This is a genomic window from Bacteroidota bacterium (assembly GCA_016213405.1).
Taxonomy (GTDB): domain Bacteria; phylum Bacteroidota; class Bacteroidia; order Palsa-948; family Palsa-948; genus Palsa-948.
This window is the reverse complement of sequence record JACRAM010000125.1, coordinates 159,314-176,375: the sequence shown is the minus strand read 5'-3', so window position 1 is coordinate 176,375 and position 17,062 is coordinate 159,314. Positions and strand designations below refer to the sequence as shown.

8 protein-coding genes are annotated in these 17,062 nt (G+C 42.6%); 7 read left to right on the top strand and 1 reads right to left on the bottom strand.

The features are described 5' to 3' along the window. Window positions 1-477: 477 nt before the first annotated feature. Entirely contained in the window at window positions 478-942 is a 465-nt protein-coding gene (locus HY841_15700) for a hypothetical protein (protein ID MBI4932203.1), read from the bottom strand. Window positions 943-987: 45 nt separating this feature from the next. On the opposite strand from HY841_15700, the gene HY841_15695 reads away from it, so the two are divergent. The 7 genes from HY841_15695 to HY841_15665 all read left to right on the top strand — a co-directional run bounded on the left by HY841_15695 (window position 988) and on the right by HY841_15665 (window position 17,016). Next, window positions 988-1,392: a hypothetical protein gene (locus tag HY841_15695; GenBank protein MBI4932202.1), complete on the top strand. Its 405-nt coding sequence runs from the start codon at window positions 988-990 to the stop codon at window positions 1,390-1,392. 13 nt (window positions 1,393-1,405) lie between these two features. Beyond that, window positions 1,406-6,238, top strand: a complete 4,833-nt coding sequence (locus tag HY841_15690) for a PKD domain-containing protein (protein MBI4932201.1) — start codon at window positions 1,406-1,408, stop codon at window positions 6,236-6,238. Window positions 6,239-6,547: 309 nt separating this feature from the next. After that, window positions 6,548-12,055: a PKD domain-containing protein gene (locus HY841_15685; protein MBI4932200.1), complete on the top strand. Its 5,508-nt coding sequence runs from the start codon at window positions 6,548-6,550 to the stop codon at window positions 12,053-12,055. Window positions 12,056-12,064: 9 nt separating this feature from the next. Further along, window positions 12,065-13,660: a PD40 domain-containing protein gene (locus HY841_15680; protein MBI4932199.1), complete on the top strand. Its 1,596-nt coding sequence runs from the start codon at window positions 12,065-12,067 to the stop codon at window positions 13,658-13,660. Window positions 13,661-13,665: 5 nt separating this feature from the next. Beyond that, entirely contained in the window at window positions 13,666-14,676 is a 1,011-nt protein-coding gene (locus HY841_15675; GenBank protein ID MBI4932198.1) for a type IX secretion system membrane protein PorP/SprF, read from the top strand. A 108-nt stretch (window positions 14,677-14,784) separates the two neighbouring features. After that, window positions 14,785-15,762: a pyruvate dehydrogenase complex E1 component subunit beta gene (locus tag HY841_15670; protein MBI4932197.1), complete on the top strand. Its 978-nt coding sequence runs from the start codon at window positions 14,785-14,787 to the stop codon at window positions 15,760-15,762. Window positions 15,763-15,990: 228 nt separating this feature from the next. Further along, window positions 15,991-17,016 (top strand): SIMPL domain-containing protein, encoded by a 1,026-nt coding sequence (locus HY841_15665; protein MBI4932196.1) that lies wholly within the window; start codon window positions 15,991-15,993, stop codon window positions 17,014-17,016. Window positions 17,017-17,062: the final 46 nt, after the last annotated feature.

Below are 17,062 nucleotides of genomic sequence, written 5' to 3'. Positions count from 1 at the left end.
AACGTCTCGCTTCACGACCTACTGAGCGCATCCGTTTCAGGCAATCCAAAGCCGAAGAAGAAGCGTAGAAAAGGAAAGAAGAAGTAACAAAAACCTTCCCAAACCTTATCGGTCAATCTCTGCTATGGAAGGTCTAACTCGTATATAGTTGCCTTTGGTTGAAGAAATGCAGGTATTCGTCTAATAGTTTCGGCATTTCATCGAAGATAATTGCCCATTCGTCTAATAGTTGGGTTATTAACAAAATTTATGAAGAAAAGGTCAAACATTCGCGGCAACCATTTTCAAAAAATGAGTCTATTATCTGAAAGGATTCGAAAAAAATAACTGTTTTGAATTTTGAAACGATAAAAAAAATAAGCACCTTTTAAGATTAAGGAAATGCTTAAATATGTAGGAAAATTCTTTCTTATAACAATGATTGAATTGTGGATAATAATAGCATTTATGTATTTAACCCTGATAAATCCGATACTATTAATGAATAAATTTTCTGATGTTAGTAGTTATTTTGCTTTCAGATGTCAGATTTATAAATATATAACAAAGACCGATAATTATGAATAATGTTAATGCAGCAAACCAAGTATTATTTCTAAAATGATAAAATTTGAACAATGGATTATCTCCAAATCGTATTAAACAATATAATAATACAATATATTGTTGCTGGGCACAAGCAATACAAATATTTATAATATCATTAACAAAATCCTTTTCAAATATATTTCCTCTTCCTAATATTTTCCATATCCATTTTGAAATATACATATTAAGATAAAAAACAGGAAATGAATAAGAAATACTTAATAAAATATTCGACCACAGATAAAGAGATGAAAACGCTTTTGGGTCAAACCAATATAATCCTAAAAAATATGGAGATACTATACCTAAGTATGCAAAAAACAATAACGGAATATCTTGAACTTTAAATTCCATGCTAAATATACAAATTTCCTTAATCTTAAAAGGTGCTAAAAAATAATGAAATCAGGTATTTTTCACGTCAGAAATTTTGTTTTTATTCTTTCTATCTTTTTCTGCAAGAATATTTTTTCTCAGCAAACTGCTGCTCCCGCAACTTTTCAGATTACAAATAATGGAACTGCTGCGGATATTCAGCCATACAAAGATGCTATCAATAATGCCAACATGGAGAATTACCGCTGCAAAACAAAGCGCAACACTATTCTGTTTGATAACGGACTAAAGGCAGAACTGATTTCTGCCGGAGAAATGCTCGCACTGGGAAAGAATGTGAATATCAATCAGTATTCTGATACGCGAGACCCGCTTTACATTCAACCTGTTTTTCATCTTAATGATAATGGAACTTTATCGGCAATGTACAGTAAGCCCAATATGAAACAAAACACTATAATTAAATAGCCGCAGAAAATTAATGACAAAAAAGTTATTACTCGCGCATTTTTTATTTTGTATTTACGGGTTGAATAGTGTGTTCGCTCAAGGTGATGATTGCAGCACAGCTCAATATATTGGAACTTTGCCCACCCCGGCTGCTTGCCCTTCAGGTAATGGAACAACAGTATCTGTTGCCGGTACCAATATTGGAGCTACTTCTCCTAACCCCTATACTTATCTTTTAGGATGTCAGCCGGCAGGCAATCAGGCGGCTCCTGCCCTTGATGTATGGTATAGTTTTACAGCTACCGGCAATCTGGTTAACATTAATATCAGTGGCACTTTAGCCACTCCAAATGTTGCCATGTGGTCAGGAACTTGTGGAAGCCTTGTGGGTTTTGACTGCGCAATTGGAAATGCTGCCGGAAATCTTACTGCAACATTTCAGCCAACAACACCCGGTCAAACTTATTATCTCCAGATAAGCGGCAATACACCAACCGGCTCTGGAAATTTTACGTTGACACTGGATAATGATAACGATTGCAACAACTGTATGCAAGCTTCCAGTTTAACAGCTTCACCACTCCCGACAAATGGTACCTATCTGCCCGGCACTACTGTAACATTCTGCTTTACGGTGAGTTCATTTACACAAATAAGTTCTAATTGGCTTCATGGCATCACACCTACATTTGGCTGTGGTTGGAATACTGCTACGTTAGCTCCTGTTGGAAATCCAACAGAATGTTCTGCTAGCGGAACATGGGGATGGTATCCCAGCAACACAAGTTCTGCTACTGGAGCTGTAACTGGTGCCGGATGGTATTATAATTACGCTGTGCCCGCGGATGCTAATCCGGGAAATAATTATGGAGATTATAATTCATCAGGTACTTGTACCTGGACATTTTGCTGGAGCATTCAAACAGCTGCCACTTGTGCTTGCCCAAATTTAAATATGACTATTAATGCTTTGGGGGATGGCGAATCGGGATCATGGTCAAGTATTGCCTGTCAACTTGATCCGGATTATCAATTCAGCGCTGTATTGACGTGTTGTCTGCCACCGGTAATGACACAAACCAATGTTTTATGTAATGGTCAATGTACCGGTACTGCAACAGCTACTGCTCAGGGCACTGATTCTCCATGGGATTATGTTTGGACCGGTCCTTTTGGTCCCGTTCTCACCCAAAATAATATTAGCACTCCCAGCACTGCCACAGGTTTGTGTGCCGGAACTTATACGGTGACTGTAACAGATAATAATAACTGTGTATCATTTGCTACAGTCACCATTACTCAGCCCGCTGTCCTGACTGCAGCCATGAGTTCAACACCTGCCTCTTGCGGTTCATCAACCGGTTCTGCATCAGTTACAGCAGGCGGAGGAACTCCTGCTTATACGTATGCATGGAGTCCAAGTGGAGGAAATTCTTCTTCAGCTACAGGATTATCCGCAGGAAATTATACAGTGACAATCACCGATGGAAACGGATGTACTGCAACAGGAACTGTCACCGTTGCATCCACCGCTTCCGGCACTGCGAATATTTCTTCGAGCGCAAACGTAACTTGCAACGGAGCAAACAATGGCAATGCAACAGCAACAATGACAGGCGGAACACCGAATTATACTTATGCTTGGAACAACGGGCAAACTACCTCAACGGCTACGTCACTTCCTCCGGGAAATTATACCTGCACCATTACCGATGCAAATGGCTGCACTGCCACCACCACGGTTTCCATCACTCAACCCGCTGCGCTTTCGGCAAGTGTGACCACCACTAATTCTATTTGCACTGCATCAAACGGAACAGCATCAGTTTCTGCTTCCGGAGGAACAGGAGCGTATACTTATTTATGGAATCCAAGCGGACAAACTTCTCCCACTGCCACCGGACTTTCTTCAGGCACTTATTCAGTTACTGTTACCGATGCAAACGGATGCACTTTTGTTTTATCGGCAACTGTGAACAGTACTGGTGGAGGAACGGCTTCCATTCTATCAAGTAATAATGTTTTGTGCAATGGTGGAAACACTGGCAATGCAACTGCAACAATGACCGGAGGAACTCCCAATTATACTTTTGTTTGGAGCAACGGGCAAACTACTTCCGTTGCTACCGGACTTTCCTTCGGTAATTATACGGTTACTGTAACCGATGCCAATGGCTGTTCATCTGTAACCACAGTTTCCATTTCACAACCCACTGCGCTTTCGGCTGTTCCATCACAAACAAATGTAACATGTAATGGAGGAAATACCGGAAGCGCTTCAGTAAACATGAGCGGAGGAACTCCTGCTTATACTTATGCATGGAATCCAAGCGGAGGAAATTCTTCTTCAGCCACCGGATTATCAGCCGGAAATTATTCGGTTACTGTTACCGATGCCAACGGATGTACTTCAGTTTCCGCATTTACAATCACTCAGCCGACAGCGGTAACAGCCGTTCCATCTTCAACAAATGTTTCCTGCAATGGTGGAAGCAATGGTTCTGCTTCTGTAACTGCAGGTGGCGGAGCAGGAGGGTATTCTTATTTATGGAGTAACTCACAGACAACTTCTTCTGCAACAGGATTAATAGCCGGTAATTATTCGGTCACAGTTACCGATGCCAGCGGATGCACTTCTTCAGCCGCAGTTGTAATCTCTCAGCCAACTGCGATTACAGCAACCACAAGTTCAGTAAATGAAATTTGCAACCAACTGAACGGTTCCGCCACAGTTTCTCCTTCGGGAGGAACCGGAGCATTTACTTATTTATGGAGCAACGGACAAGCTACTTCTACTGCTACCGGATTGGCGGCAGCAACTTATTCCGTTACTGTTACCGATGCAAACGGATGCACATATTCAACAACCGTAACAGTCAATTCTACAGGCGGTCCTATAGCCAATGCAGGTCCGAATGCAAGCGTATGCTTTGGCGCTTCGACTACGCTCAGCGTGACTGGAGGAGGAACCTATGCATGGGTTCCTGCAGCCGGATTGAATTGTACAACTTGTTCCAATCCTGTTGCCACACCAAATGCAAGTACAACCTATACTGTAGTTGTTACAGATGTCAACGGATGTTTTGCCTCAGCTAATGTAACAGTAACCGTAAACGCACTTCCTGTTCCCAATGCGGGAGCGGATGTGAGTATTTGTTCCGGAACTTCTGCTCAATTAAATGCCAGCGGAGGCGGAACTTATTTATGGTCGCCAGCGAATGGATTAAGCAGCACCAATATTTCTAATCCTGTTGCGTCTCCCGCATCAACTACAACTTATTCGCTAACCGTGACCGATGCAAATGGCTGCAGCAATTCAGACGCTGTGATGGTTACAATAAATGCACTGCCGGTAGTTGCATTTGTTGCTCCTAACGAATGCTTTAATACACAAACTTCTTTCACCGATCAATCCACCGGAAGCACATCATGGCTTTGGAATTTCGGAGAACCGTCATCTGGGCCGAACGATACTTCTTCTATTCAAAATCCCAATCATACCTATTCCAATGCAGGAACTTTTACTGTCACGCTGGTTGCAACAAATCAATTCGGATGCGTGGACAGTTTGAAGAAGGTGGTAATTGTAAATCCTCTTCCGCAGGCAAGTTTCACGGCATCCACCGTTTGTATTGGCAATACCACCTTGTTTGCCGACCAGTCATCTGTTTCACCAGGCAGTTTAATAAACTGGAATTGGAATTTTGCCGACCCTAATTCCGGTGCTTCTAATATTTCCACTTTGCAGAATCCATCGCACACCTATACTGCTGCCGGAACATTTAACGTGGTGCTTACGGTAACTTCAGACAGCGGTTGCCAGAGTACAATTCAAATTCCTGTAAATGTTCTTGCATTGCCGATCGCAGCATTTTCGTTTCAGAATATTTGTGAAAATTATCCTGCGCAGTTTAATAACAATTCAACCGCTCCGCCCTTAACATGGACATGGACTTTTGGAGATGGAAACTCTTCCACTCAACAGAGTCCTTCGCATACCTATGTTGGCTTTGGAACATACACAGTAACCCTTATTGCAACCACTTCAGGCGGATGTGCCGATACCGTCAGCGACACTATTGTAATTTATCCTAACCCGGTTCCTGATTTTATTGCAGACAGCGTGTGCATAGGTTTCACAAATTCATTTAGTGATTTATCTATGATTCCGCAGGGAAGTATTACTAACTGGAACTGGGCTTTTGGCGATGGCAATACCGATACGGTTCAGAATCCTACCCATATTTATTCTTCTTCAGGAACTTACACAGCAACACTTTCACTTACATCAAACAATGGATGCACAACTGCCATTTCACACAGCGTGTTTGTGTATGCCCAGCCAACTGCCGATTTTTCTGTTTCTCCCAATTCAATTACCGAACTGGGCGAACTATTTGCGTTCTCTGATTTATCCTATACAGGTATTGTTCAATGGGCTTGGACTTTTGGAGACGGAGACAGTTCATCTGTGCAAAACCCGGGGCATAGTTATGCAGATACAGGAATGTATAATGTAACGCTGATTGTGATTTCACAATTCGGATGTATTGATACCGTGATGCATTTTGTTGAAGTCCGCGATTTTGCGTTTTATGTTCCCAATGCATTTACACCAAACGGAGATAATCATAATGATTTGTTCAGCGGAGTGGGAATCGGAATAAGAGAATACGAACTGCTCATTTTTGACAGGTGGGGCAACCTGATTTTTATTACGCACGATTATAATGAAAGATGGGACGGCACCATTAAGGGCGGAAGTGCAGTGGTGCAGGAAGATGTATATGTCTGGAAGATCCGTGTTCTCGATATTTTCAATAAAGAACATCGCTACATAGGGACTGTGACCAAGATGAAATAAATTTACTGCACAATAAACTTCCTTGTTGCCACTAGGTATGTTACTCTAAGCCCAGTTTTGGAATTATTTTCATAGATAATTTTTTGTGATTTTGCTGTTTTGTCGTCTCTTTTTTTCATTTTGATACTCAGGGTTTGTCGAAGAAATACACTCGTTGGTCATTATAAAATCACTTATTCATCAAAAATGTTTAACATATTCTGATTTTCTCGTATAATAATGTGTGCAAACTCCTGAAATAAACTTGTTTTTAATTTGTAAAATACAATATACATCGCATATAAATTCTGATTTTTAAAGAAAACATGTATGCAGAATCGTTACAAAATATTTTTCTTCATTTGTTTTTGGATAGGCAATAGCAATTCTTTTTCTCAGTCCATCCAACCCGATTTACCAGGTCCAGGCGCTAATCTTCAAACAGCTACCATCGGCTCGCTGGTAATTCCGATGGACAATGTGAATCAGGATAATGGCGGACTATTCAACTTAAAATCTTATGGGCTTGTGCATGCGCTTCTGATGAATGATATTCCGGTGAAGTGGATTATCAGTGCAGGCAAAGTAAAAGATGCCATTGATTTTTCTGCAACAGCCGAGCGGCTTTATCCTTCTTTTGTTGCTTCTGCAATGACTGATTTTATCGCAAGCGCATTTATTATTGACAGCGTTTGGGTAAATACTCCTTCACCCATAACAGGGCAAACCGCCACGCAGGTAATCACTTCGTTCGCCAATAATGTTGCCGTATTCCGGCTCACGCAAAATGTAACGGTGGATGTTCGCTATACATTAAACTTCCGTCCGAAAATTGCCGTGTTCAATAATGGAGGAAATCAGGCAATCCATGTGGCTATTCTCAACGCAGGAGGAGTTACCAACTATTATGTGATTAGTGCGGGAGTGTTTCCGGGAATCTCGCAATGTTATACTTTTTGTTCAGAGCCGCACTGGTCGGGGGAGGGAAATCCTCCATTAAATACCCCTATCACCAACAATATTAAAAACTATGTTCTGAGCGGTGGAAATTTTTTAGCGCAGTGCCATGGTGTGACCACTTATGAGAACCTGAGTTTTTTTCATACAGACAATGGAATAAGCGAGATAGGTGTTGCAGTAACTAATAATTATTATAACAATGATTTGGCATATATGCAGTTTCACGGAGCGATGAGAGCCAATGAGGGCGGCTCTGGAAAAAACTGGATACGGGCGCCAGGTTCAGCATGGATTCCTGGATTTTATTATTGCATCAGTCATAATAATATTGATACCGTAATTGCCATGGCAGCCCACCTTACTGATCCTGATTCTGCAGGAGGCAATACCTACTATCTTGGCGGGCACGATTATTCTCCTTTCACCACGCAGCTTGATATAAATTCAGCGCGGCTTTACCTGAATGCATCGCTTGTTCCTTCCGGCAGACCTGTGCCTTTTACAGTGAATGCCGGTAATAATAATACCATTTGTCTTGGAAGCAATGTTACCTTAGGAGGATCGCCTACTGCGCCCGCTGGGGTAACTTATCTTTGGTCGCCCGCCTCTTCGCTCAATAACAGCACATCAGCAAATCCTATCGCCACACCAACCGTTACCACCACATATATTGTGAATGCTGATAATGGCGGCTGCACCGCAAATGGCACTGTGACAGTAACGGTGGTTCCACCTCCTGTTGCACCCACAGCAACAAGCAATAGTCCGGTGTGCATTGGAGGCACACTGTCACTTTCTGCAAACGCAGCTTTGGGAGCAGCTTACACTTGGTCAGGACCAAATGGTTTTTCTTCTTCGCTGCAGAATCCTTCCATTCCTAATGTTACCACTGCCAATGCCGGAACTTATACGGTTACCGCTGCAGTAAACGGATGTTTATCTCCGTCCACAGTCACCACCGTTATCATAGGTCCTTCTCCTCTCATCACTGCATCGCAGAGCAATGTTTCCTGTTTTGGAGGAAGCAATGGAACAGCGACAGCGACAGCATCAGGAGGCACAGCACCTTATACATACTTATGGAGTAACGGGCAAACTACTTCTTCAGCAACCGGATTGATTGCGGGAACTTACACAGTAAACGTTGCTGAAGCAAACGGGTGCATAAACACTGCAACGGTTTCCATAACAGAACCTACTGTACTCACCTCTACGGTTTCGTCAATGAATGTTTCCTGTTTTGGTGGAAGCAATGGCTCAGCATCGGTTTCTCCTTCGGGAGGAACACCTGTTTATACTTATTTGTGGAGTAACGGACAAACAACTTCTTCGGCTACTGCATTGATTGCAGGAAATTATTCTGTTACAACCACCGATGCAAACGGATGCACAGCAACCTCAACAGTTACTATTACAGAACCGCTCATTGGTCTCAGTTCCACTACTACTCAAACCAATGTTTCCTGCTTTGGCGGAAGCGATGGTTCTGCCTCCATTTCTCCTTCTGGAGGAACTCCTCCTTATACTTATTTATGGAATCCAACAGGGCAAACCACATCATCGGTAACAGGGCTTTCAGCAGGAACGTACACGGTAACTGCCAACGATGCAAATGGATGCGCTGTACAAAACATAACCATCACACAACCTCCTGCACCTCTTATTTCCATTGCTTCGCAGACCAATATATGCAGCGGTGCAAGCAATGGTTCAACCACTGTTTCTGTTTCAGGAGGAACACCTGGCTATACTTACCTATGGAATAATGGACAAACCACAATATCAGCAACAGGGTTGCCTGCCGGAAATTATTCTGTTACAGTTACGGATGCCAATGGCTGCACCACCACCTCAACGGGTATCATTACTTTGTTTCCTGCTGTCATTGCCGCTTCATCGCAAACAAATGTTTCCTGTTTTGGAGGAAGCAATGGTAATGCAACGATAAATATTTCAAGCGGAACTCCGTCTTACACTTATTTCTGGAGCAATGGACAAACCACTTCATCAGCAACCGGATTAATTTCAGGAAATTATTCTATCGCCATCACCGATGCCAATGGGTGCACAACTTCAGCGTCCGTTTCCATCACACAACCTACACTGCTTACTGCTAATGCTGCTGCTACTTCTATTCCCTGCTTCGGAGGAAACAATGGCTCGGCAACAATTTCTTCTTCGGGAGGAACGCCAACGTATACTTACTTGTGGAATAACGGACAAACTACTTCTGCCGCCACCGGATTGATTGCAGGAAATTATTCCGTAACAGTTACTGATGCGAATGGCTGCACAACAACGAATACAGTTGCCATCACACAGCCCGCTGCTCCACTCTCATTTTCTTCCTCGCAGAATAATGTTTCGTGTTTCAGTGGAAGCAATGGTACAGCGTGGGTTTCTGCTTCTGGCGGAACTCCCGTTTATACTTATTTATGGAGCAATGGAGATACGACTGAGAACATTGTTAATCTCACGGCAGGAACTTATACGGTACTGGTTACTGATATGAACGGCTGTACTATTGTTTCAACCATTGTTATTACAGAGCCCGCAGTTCTTGCATCCACATCTTCACAAATAAATATTTGCAGCGGTGCAAGCAACGGCTGGGTGGTAGCAACAGCAACAGGGGGAACTCCATCTTATTCTTACTTGTGGAGCAATGGGCAAACCACTATATTGGCAACAGGATTGCCTGCGGGAAATTATTCTGTGGTGGTTACAGATGCAAACGGATGTACATCCCTTGCAACAGGTGTTGTCTATTTGTTTCCCGCTATTACTGCTTCTTCTTTGCAAACAAGTGTTTCCTGCTTCGGAGGAAATAACGGAAGCGCAACCGTGAATGCTTCGGGCGGAACTTCTCCCTTCACTTATGTATGGAGCAGCGGGCAGACCACTTCTACCAGCACGGGATTAACAGTTGGAAATTATTCTGTAACAATTATTGATGCCAACGGATGCACAGCGATGGATACTATTTCTGTGAATGAACCAACTGCCATTACGGCAACTCATTCTTCTACTAACAGCAGCAGTTGTGTGAGTAACGGAACCGCCACTGTAAATGTTTCTGGCGGAACACCATCGTACATTTTCTTGTGGAATAACGGGCAGACCACCACCACGGCAACCGGTTTATCACCTGGAAATTATACGGTAACAATCACCGATGCCAACGGCTGTATTTTTATTGATACGGTTAATGTGAATGGCATTGGCGCACCTCTCGCAAATGCAGGACCGGATGCAAGCATCTGTTTGAATAATTCAACAACGCTTACCGCATCAGGAGGAATAAATTATTTGTGGAGCACAGGAGCAACTACAACATCAATAGCAGTATCACCTGCAGTTACTACTTCTTATACAATAATTATTACCGATGCAAATGGATGTACTGCTGCCGATACTGTGATAGTTACAGTGAATCCGCTTCCTCCTGCAAGTGCGGGAACCAATCTGAGCATCTGTTTGAATTCTTCAACAACACTCACCGCATCAGGAGGAATAAATTATTTGTGGAGCACAGGACAAACTACAGTGGCAGTAGCAGTGGCACCGAGCAGTACAACAACATATACTGTGGTTGTCACCGATGCCAACGGATGTTCTGCTCCTGCTTTTGTCACTATCGCGGTGAATCCGCTTCCTATCGCAAATGCCGGACCTGATATCAGCGTATGTCAGAATACGCTGACTACATTGAATGCATCAGGTGGAACAAGTTATTCATGGAGCAATGGCGCTACTACTGCTAATGTTATTTTTATTCCTACTTCAACCACAACTTATACAATTGTTGTTGCCGATGCCAACGGATGCACCGATGACGATGATGTAATAGTGACGGTGGTTCCACCGCCTGCGGCAAATGCAGGAGTGGATGCAAGTATTTGTGCTGGCGCTTCGGCTACGCTCAGCGCTTCGGGAGGAAATTCTTTTTCATGGAATACCGGAGCAACGGCAGCAACAATAGCAGTGGCACCGGCAGTTACAACTACTTACACCGCAACGGTCACGAATGCCACCGGCTGCAGCGCTTCAGATGCTGTTACCGTAATAGTTAATCCCCTGCCTGTTCCGAATTTTTCTGCCGATAGCGTTTGTGTGAATGAACCAACATCTTTCAATGGCTTTTCATCAGGAAATATTATTTCATGGAGTTGGAATTTTGGAGATGGAAATTCTTCCATACTTCAAAATCCATTGCATACCTATTCTTCTTCCGGAACTTTTAATGTAACGCTCACAGTAATTTCTGCTGAGAGCTGCACGGCAATACTTGCTGTTTCAGTAATTGTGTATCCTGAGCCGATAGCGAATTTTACTACCAATCCTTCTGTTACACCGATGACGGGCAGTCTGCCCACCTATGGAGAAACTATTAATTTCATTAATCAATCTTCGGGTGCGGTGAGTTACTTATGGTATTTTGGCGATGGAGGAACTTCAACCAATTCTAATCCTCAGCATTATTATTCTGCTGTCGGAAATTACGTCATCACGCTTATCACCACCAATCAATATGGATGCACGGATACTTTCCGCATGGAAACCACAGGCGAAGGCGATATTATTTTTCCGAATGTTTTCACTCCGAATGCGAATGGACCTAATGGCGGAGGATACAATCCGTTGAACACCGACAACGATGTGTTTTTCCCTTTTGCTTCTGCATTAGACGAATATCGCCTGATGATTTTCAACCGATGGGGAGAACTTATTTTTGAATCAAAAGATTTAAAAATCGGATGGAACGGCTACTACCGCGATAAGCTGTGTCAGCAGGATGTGTATGTGTGGAAAGTGTTTGCGAAATTTATTAACGGAAAATCTGTGGAGAAAGCGGGAGATGTAACTTTACTGAGATAACAATACAGTATGATTCTTCATAAAAAAAATAGCTTCCTTTTTCTTTGTTCCCTGCTTCTATCTCTTTCTGTTTGTTTTGCTCAGAACGAAAACACTGGTAAAAAAATACAGCGAAAAGTTTTGCGGTATGAGCGCAAAGCCGACATTTATTTTTACAACAGCGACTTCCAAAGTGCATTTTCATTATATCAGCAAGCGTACGGGATGGATACAACCAACGTGCAAGTATCTTTCAAGACGGGGATATGCCTGTACAATTTCAAAAAATACAAACAGAGCTCGCTTCCTTATTTTGAAAAAGCATTGCGCGGTGGAATTTCAGATGCAAATTATTATCTCGGAAATCTTCATCACCTCAACGGAAAATTTGACGAGGCAATTCATTCGTTTGTGGAGTGCAAAAAAAAATCCGATAAGAAAATTTTTTCTGATGAAGAAGTGGATTTTCTTATCAGTAAATGCAAGACGGCAAAAGAAATGATTCGAACTCCTTTGAATGTAAAGATTGAAAACATCGGCAATGGCATCAATTCAGAATTTCCCGATTATGTTCCTGTAATTTCAGCCGATGAATCCCTTCTCATATTTACTTCGCGAAGAAAAGGCAGCACGGGCAATCAGTTGGATCCGAACGGAGATTATTTTGAAGACGTATATGTCTCACATAAAAAGGATAGTGTCTGGAGTGTGCCGAAAAGTATCAGCGCCAATATCAACACACCCACGCACGATGCATGTGTTGGACTTTCTGCCGATGGCGAATTGCTTTTTTTATACCGCACGAGTAAAGATTTGTTATCTGGTGATTTGTATTTTTCTTCTTTCAATGGAAAGGACTGGACTGTCCCTGAAAAATTTCCTTCTGAAATCAATACAACTGATTATACAGAACCAAGCGCATCCATTTCCGCAGATGGACAGGTACTTTATTTTTCCAGCAACCGTCCGGGTGGTTTCGGGAAAAAAGATATTTACAAGGTGGTGAAACTGCCGAATGGCGAGTGGAGCAAAGCGGTCAATCTTGGTGCTTCGGTCAATACGGCTGAAGATGAGGACTCTCCTTTCATCCATCCTGACGACAAAACGCTTTACTTCAGTTCCAAAGCGCATAAAAATATGGGCGGGTATGATATTTTCAAAACCACTTTTGGAGAAGATGGAACTTGGTCGGCTCCTCAGAATCTCGGTTATCCTATCAACACACCGGACGATGATATTTATTTTGTTCTTTCCGTGAATGGAAGAACGGGATATTATTCCTCCGCGCGGAAAAGCGGTTATGGCAGTGCCGATATTTATATGATTCATTTTCCTGAAGAAGAAGATTTGGGATACAGTGTTTATAAAGGAAGGGTGGTTTCTGATTCAGCAGATGCACCGCTTTACGCTAAGGGTACTTTATTTGATTTGGAAAACGAAAAATTAGAAGGACTTTTTCATACTAATTCCAATCCATTGACCGGGCGATTCATCATGATTTTGTTACCCGGAAAGGAATATAAAATGATTGTTGAGGCAGAAGGATATGTTTCTTTTTCCGGTAAAATTTCTTCCGATGTTTCTCAATCAATCAATACTATAAAATTGTATAAAATGCGAAAATGAATTTTATGAGAAAGGTATTTTATATGTCTCTTTTTGTTTTATTTGTTTCAGGAAACGTGCAAGGTCAGGCATTTCAGCTTTCACAGTTTTATGCAACACCTACTTTTTTGAATCCTGCATTTACAGGATCAGGAGTTTGTGCGCGGCTCAACATGGCATACCGCGTTCAGTGGCCATCTATTCCGGGCGCTTTCAAAACTTCCGTGATTGCCTTTGACCATGCCATTACAAAAAAAAATAGCGGACTTGGTTTTTTGTTCGTGAATGACAAAGCAGGAAGCGCTGGTTTGCGTTCAACTTCCTTCTCTGCACAGTATTCTTACCAGCTTACGATTTCCAGAAACTGGGCAGCCAACTTAGGAGCAGAAGGCGGCTATGTGTTGCGCGATTATGACTTCAGTAAATTTCTTTTTGGCGACCAGATTGCGTATGGAACAGCCACATCCGTTGACCAGCCAAATACTACGCGCGTGCATTATTTTGATTTTGCATCAGGTGCTGTGTTTTTTACACAAAAGGCGTGGATTGGTTTTGCCGTACATCATCTTAATCAACCCAATCAGGCGGTAATTTCCAGCGAAAGTAAATTGCCGGTTCTTTTTTCAGTTCAGGGAGGAACAAAATTCGCTTTAAAAAAAGAAAAAGGCGAATATGGATATGAACATGCTAAACAATTCATCACGCCTGTTATTAATTATCGCGCAGAAAAAAAGTTTGACCAGTTGGACGCAGGATGCTATTATACTTACCTGCCGTTATCGTTGGGAATTTGGTATCGGGGGATTCCGTTATTGAAGGCATATAAAAAGGGATATCCCAATAACGATGCGCTTGTTTTTCTTGCAGGACTTATTATCGACAGAATGAAATTTGCTTACAGTTATGATTATACTATTTCGTGGCTTTATGGTAATACTGCCGGCTCGCACGAAATAACCGTCTCTTATCAGTTCTGCGACCCGAATAAACGAAAAGACATCAGGACAAAACCCATTGTGCCCTGTCCGAAATTTTAAAAAAAATATTCGAGAACGGGTTGTGAAACATACATCTCGATACGGTTTCCAGAGCGAAACCTACTCGATGTGACCACAGATTTTTTCTACATTTGCTATCCTTAATTTATGAAAACCCTCCAATTCCGCGAAGCGCTTCGTGAAGCTATGAGCGAAGAAATGCGCAAAGATGAGCGCGTGTTCCTCATTGGCGAAGAAGTGGCAGAATACAATGGAGCTTACAAAGTGAGCCAGGGAATGCTGGCGGAATTTGGCGCCAAGCGCGTGGTGGATACTCCCATTGCCGAACTCGGTTTTGCGGGCATCAGCGTGGGCGCGGCAATGAACGGCTTGCGACCCATCGTGGAGTTCATGACCTTTAATTTTTCGCTCGTTGCCATTGACCAGGTGATAAACAGCTCATCCAAGATGTATAATATGAGTGGCGGGCAGTTCCCGATGCCGATTGTTTTCCGAGGACCAACAGGTTCTGCGGGACAATTAGCGGCACAGCACTCCAACTCGTTTGATAACTGGTTTGCAAACTGCGCGGGGCTCAAGGTTGTTGTACCTTCCAATCCTGCCGATGCAAAAGGACTTCTCAAATCTGCCATCCGCGATAACGACCCTGTGATTTTTATGGAAAGCGAACAGATGTATGGCGATAAAGGCGAAGTTCCCGAAGGAGAATACCTGATTCCGATTGGTGTTGCCGATATAAAGCGTACGGGAAGCGATGTAACCATAGTGAGTTTCGGAAAGATTATAAAGGAAGTGTACAAAGCCGCTGATGAACTTGCCAAAGAGAACATTTCTGCCGAAGTGATCGACCTGCGCTCTATCCGCCCGATTGATTATGCAACGGTGGTTGAATCCGTGAAGAAGACCAACCGCCTTGTGGTGGTGGAAGAAGCATGGCCTCTCGGCAATATTTCTACCGAAATTGCTTATCACGTTCAGAAAAATGCCTTCGATTACCTCGATGCTCCCGTCCGCAGAGTCAACAGCGAAGATGTTCCGCTTTCTTATTCAGGAATTTTGGTTGAAAGATCCCTCCCCAATGCCTCAAAAGTGGTTAAGGCGGTTAAAGAGGTGATGTATTTGTAGTTTATTCCCCCTTTCTAAAGGGGGAAAGTTTCGGCTTTTCGAAACTGGGGGATGTCTTGGATATATTTCTAATATCTTGTTGGAAACTTTTACCTCAGTTTGAGAAACTTGGGCGGGACTCTGTTTGAGGAAAATTTATATTCGCACAAAATATTTTTCAACTCAATCGTTCTCCGCTCGTTTTACACCACCGAAACTTGAAATCCAATTCCTAAACTTTTCTTTATCATGAAAAAACTTTTCCTCACATCTGCCATCTGCCTTCTTACATCTTACATGCTGTTTTCCCAGATGGCCGGCAACGCCACCTACAATCAGGCGGCTGATAATTATAAAGCGTCCATCAGCGCTGCGCCAAAGTACAACGAACAGAATTACAACTACCAGCAGCAAACACAAACTTACTACACAACTTCATCAGCCAACGCCTGGATAATTAAGGATTCTGTTTTCGAACTGAGTGTCAGCTCGCTCATGAATGTGAAGGCAAGTTCGTATGTGGTTCTGCTCGGAGTTTCTCAGGCGGCAGAAACAATTGATTCCTGCCAGCGCATGATCAATGACCGCATCAACAGCTTTGTTGCACTGCTCACAAAATCAGCCGTGAAGAAAGAAGATATATTTGTTGACTTCGTTTCGCAGGTGCCGGTGTTTGAATATTCCATCGAGAAAAAAATCTTCAGCAAGAAATACAATGAAGTTCCCAGCGGATTTGAACTGAAGAAAAACATTCACATCGCCTACAAGAAAAATGAAACGCTGGATGAAATTGTAACACTTGCCGCTAAGAGCGAGATTTACGACATCATCAAAGTGGATTATGTGGTTGCCAACATCAGCGCAGTGTATGATTCGTTGCGCGATGCTTCTATCAAACTTCTGAATCAAAAGGCAGATGATTACAAGAAAGTCGGCATTAAGTTTAATCCAAAATTCCAGGTGATGGGAGAAGATGTGCAGAGCATTTATCCGATTGAACGCTACAGAAGTTATACTGCTTACAACAATTCTTCTTTGCAGGCGCTGAAGAAAAGCGGTGTGTCATCCACCAGCATTTCTTATCAGCCCAAACAGGCAACTTTGTATTACGATAAACTTCCTTACAACAATTATGACATCGTTATTAATCCAAACGTGATTGAACCGGTTGCGCAGTTTACGTACAATCTGAAAGTGAGATATACTTACAAAGATGATTACGCAGTAAAAGAAAAACCTGTTGCAGTTCCTCCAACAACTCCTAAACCTCATTGATTTATTACTCATTAATTCATTAACTCATAACTCTTAAACTTATTTT

What these genes read in the sequence shown, in the direction of transcription:
- HY841_15700 (MBI4932203.1), bottom strand. Translation starts at nt 942, where the DNA reads ATGGAATTTAAAGTTCAAGATATTCCGTTATTGTTTTTTGCATACTTA.
- HY841_15695 (MBI4932202.1), top strand. Translation starts at nt 988, where the DNA reads ATGAAATCAGGTATTTTTCACGTCAGAAATTTTGTTTTTATTCTTTCT.
- HY841_15690 (MBI4932201.1), top strand. Translation starts at nt 1,406, where the DNA reads ATGACAAAAAAGTTATTACTCGCGCATTTTTTATTTTGTATTTACGGG.
- HY841_15685 (MBI4932200.1), top strand. Translation starts at nt 6,548, where the DNA reads ATGCAGAATCGTTACAAAATATTTTTCTTCATTTGTTTTTGGATAGGC.
- HY841_15680 (MBI4932199.1), top strand. Translation starts at nt 12,065, where the DNA reads ATGATTCTTCATAAAAAAAATAGCTTCCTTTTTCTTTGTTCCCTGCTT.
- HY841_15675 (MBI4932198.1), top strand. Translation starts at nt 13,666, where the DNA reads ATGAGAAAGGTATTTTATATGTCTCTTTTTGTTTTATTTGTTTCAGGA.
- HY841_15670 (MBI4932197.1), top strand. Translation starts at nt 14,785, where the DNA reads ATGAAAACCCTCCAATTCCGCGAAGCGCTTCGTGAAGCTATGAGCGAA.
- HY841_15665 (MBI4932196.1), top strand. Translation starts at nt 15,991, where the DNA reads ATGAAAAAACTTTTCCTCACATCTGCCATCTGCCTTCTTACATCTTAC.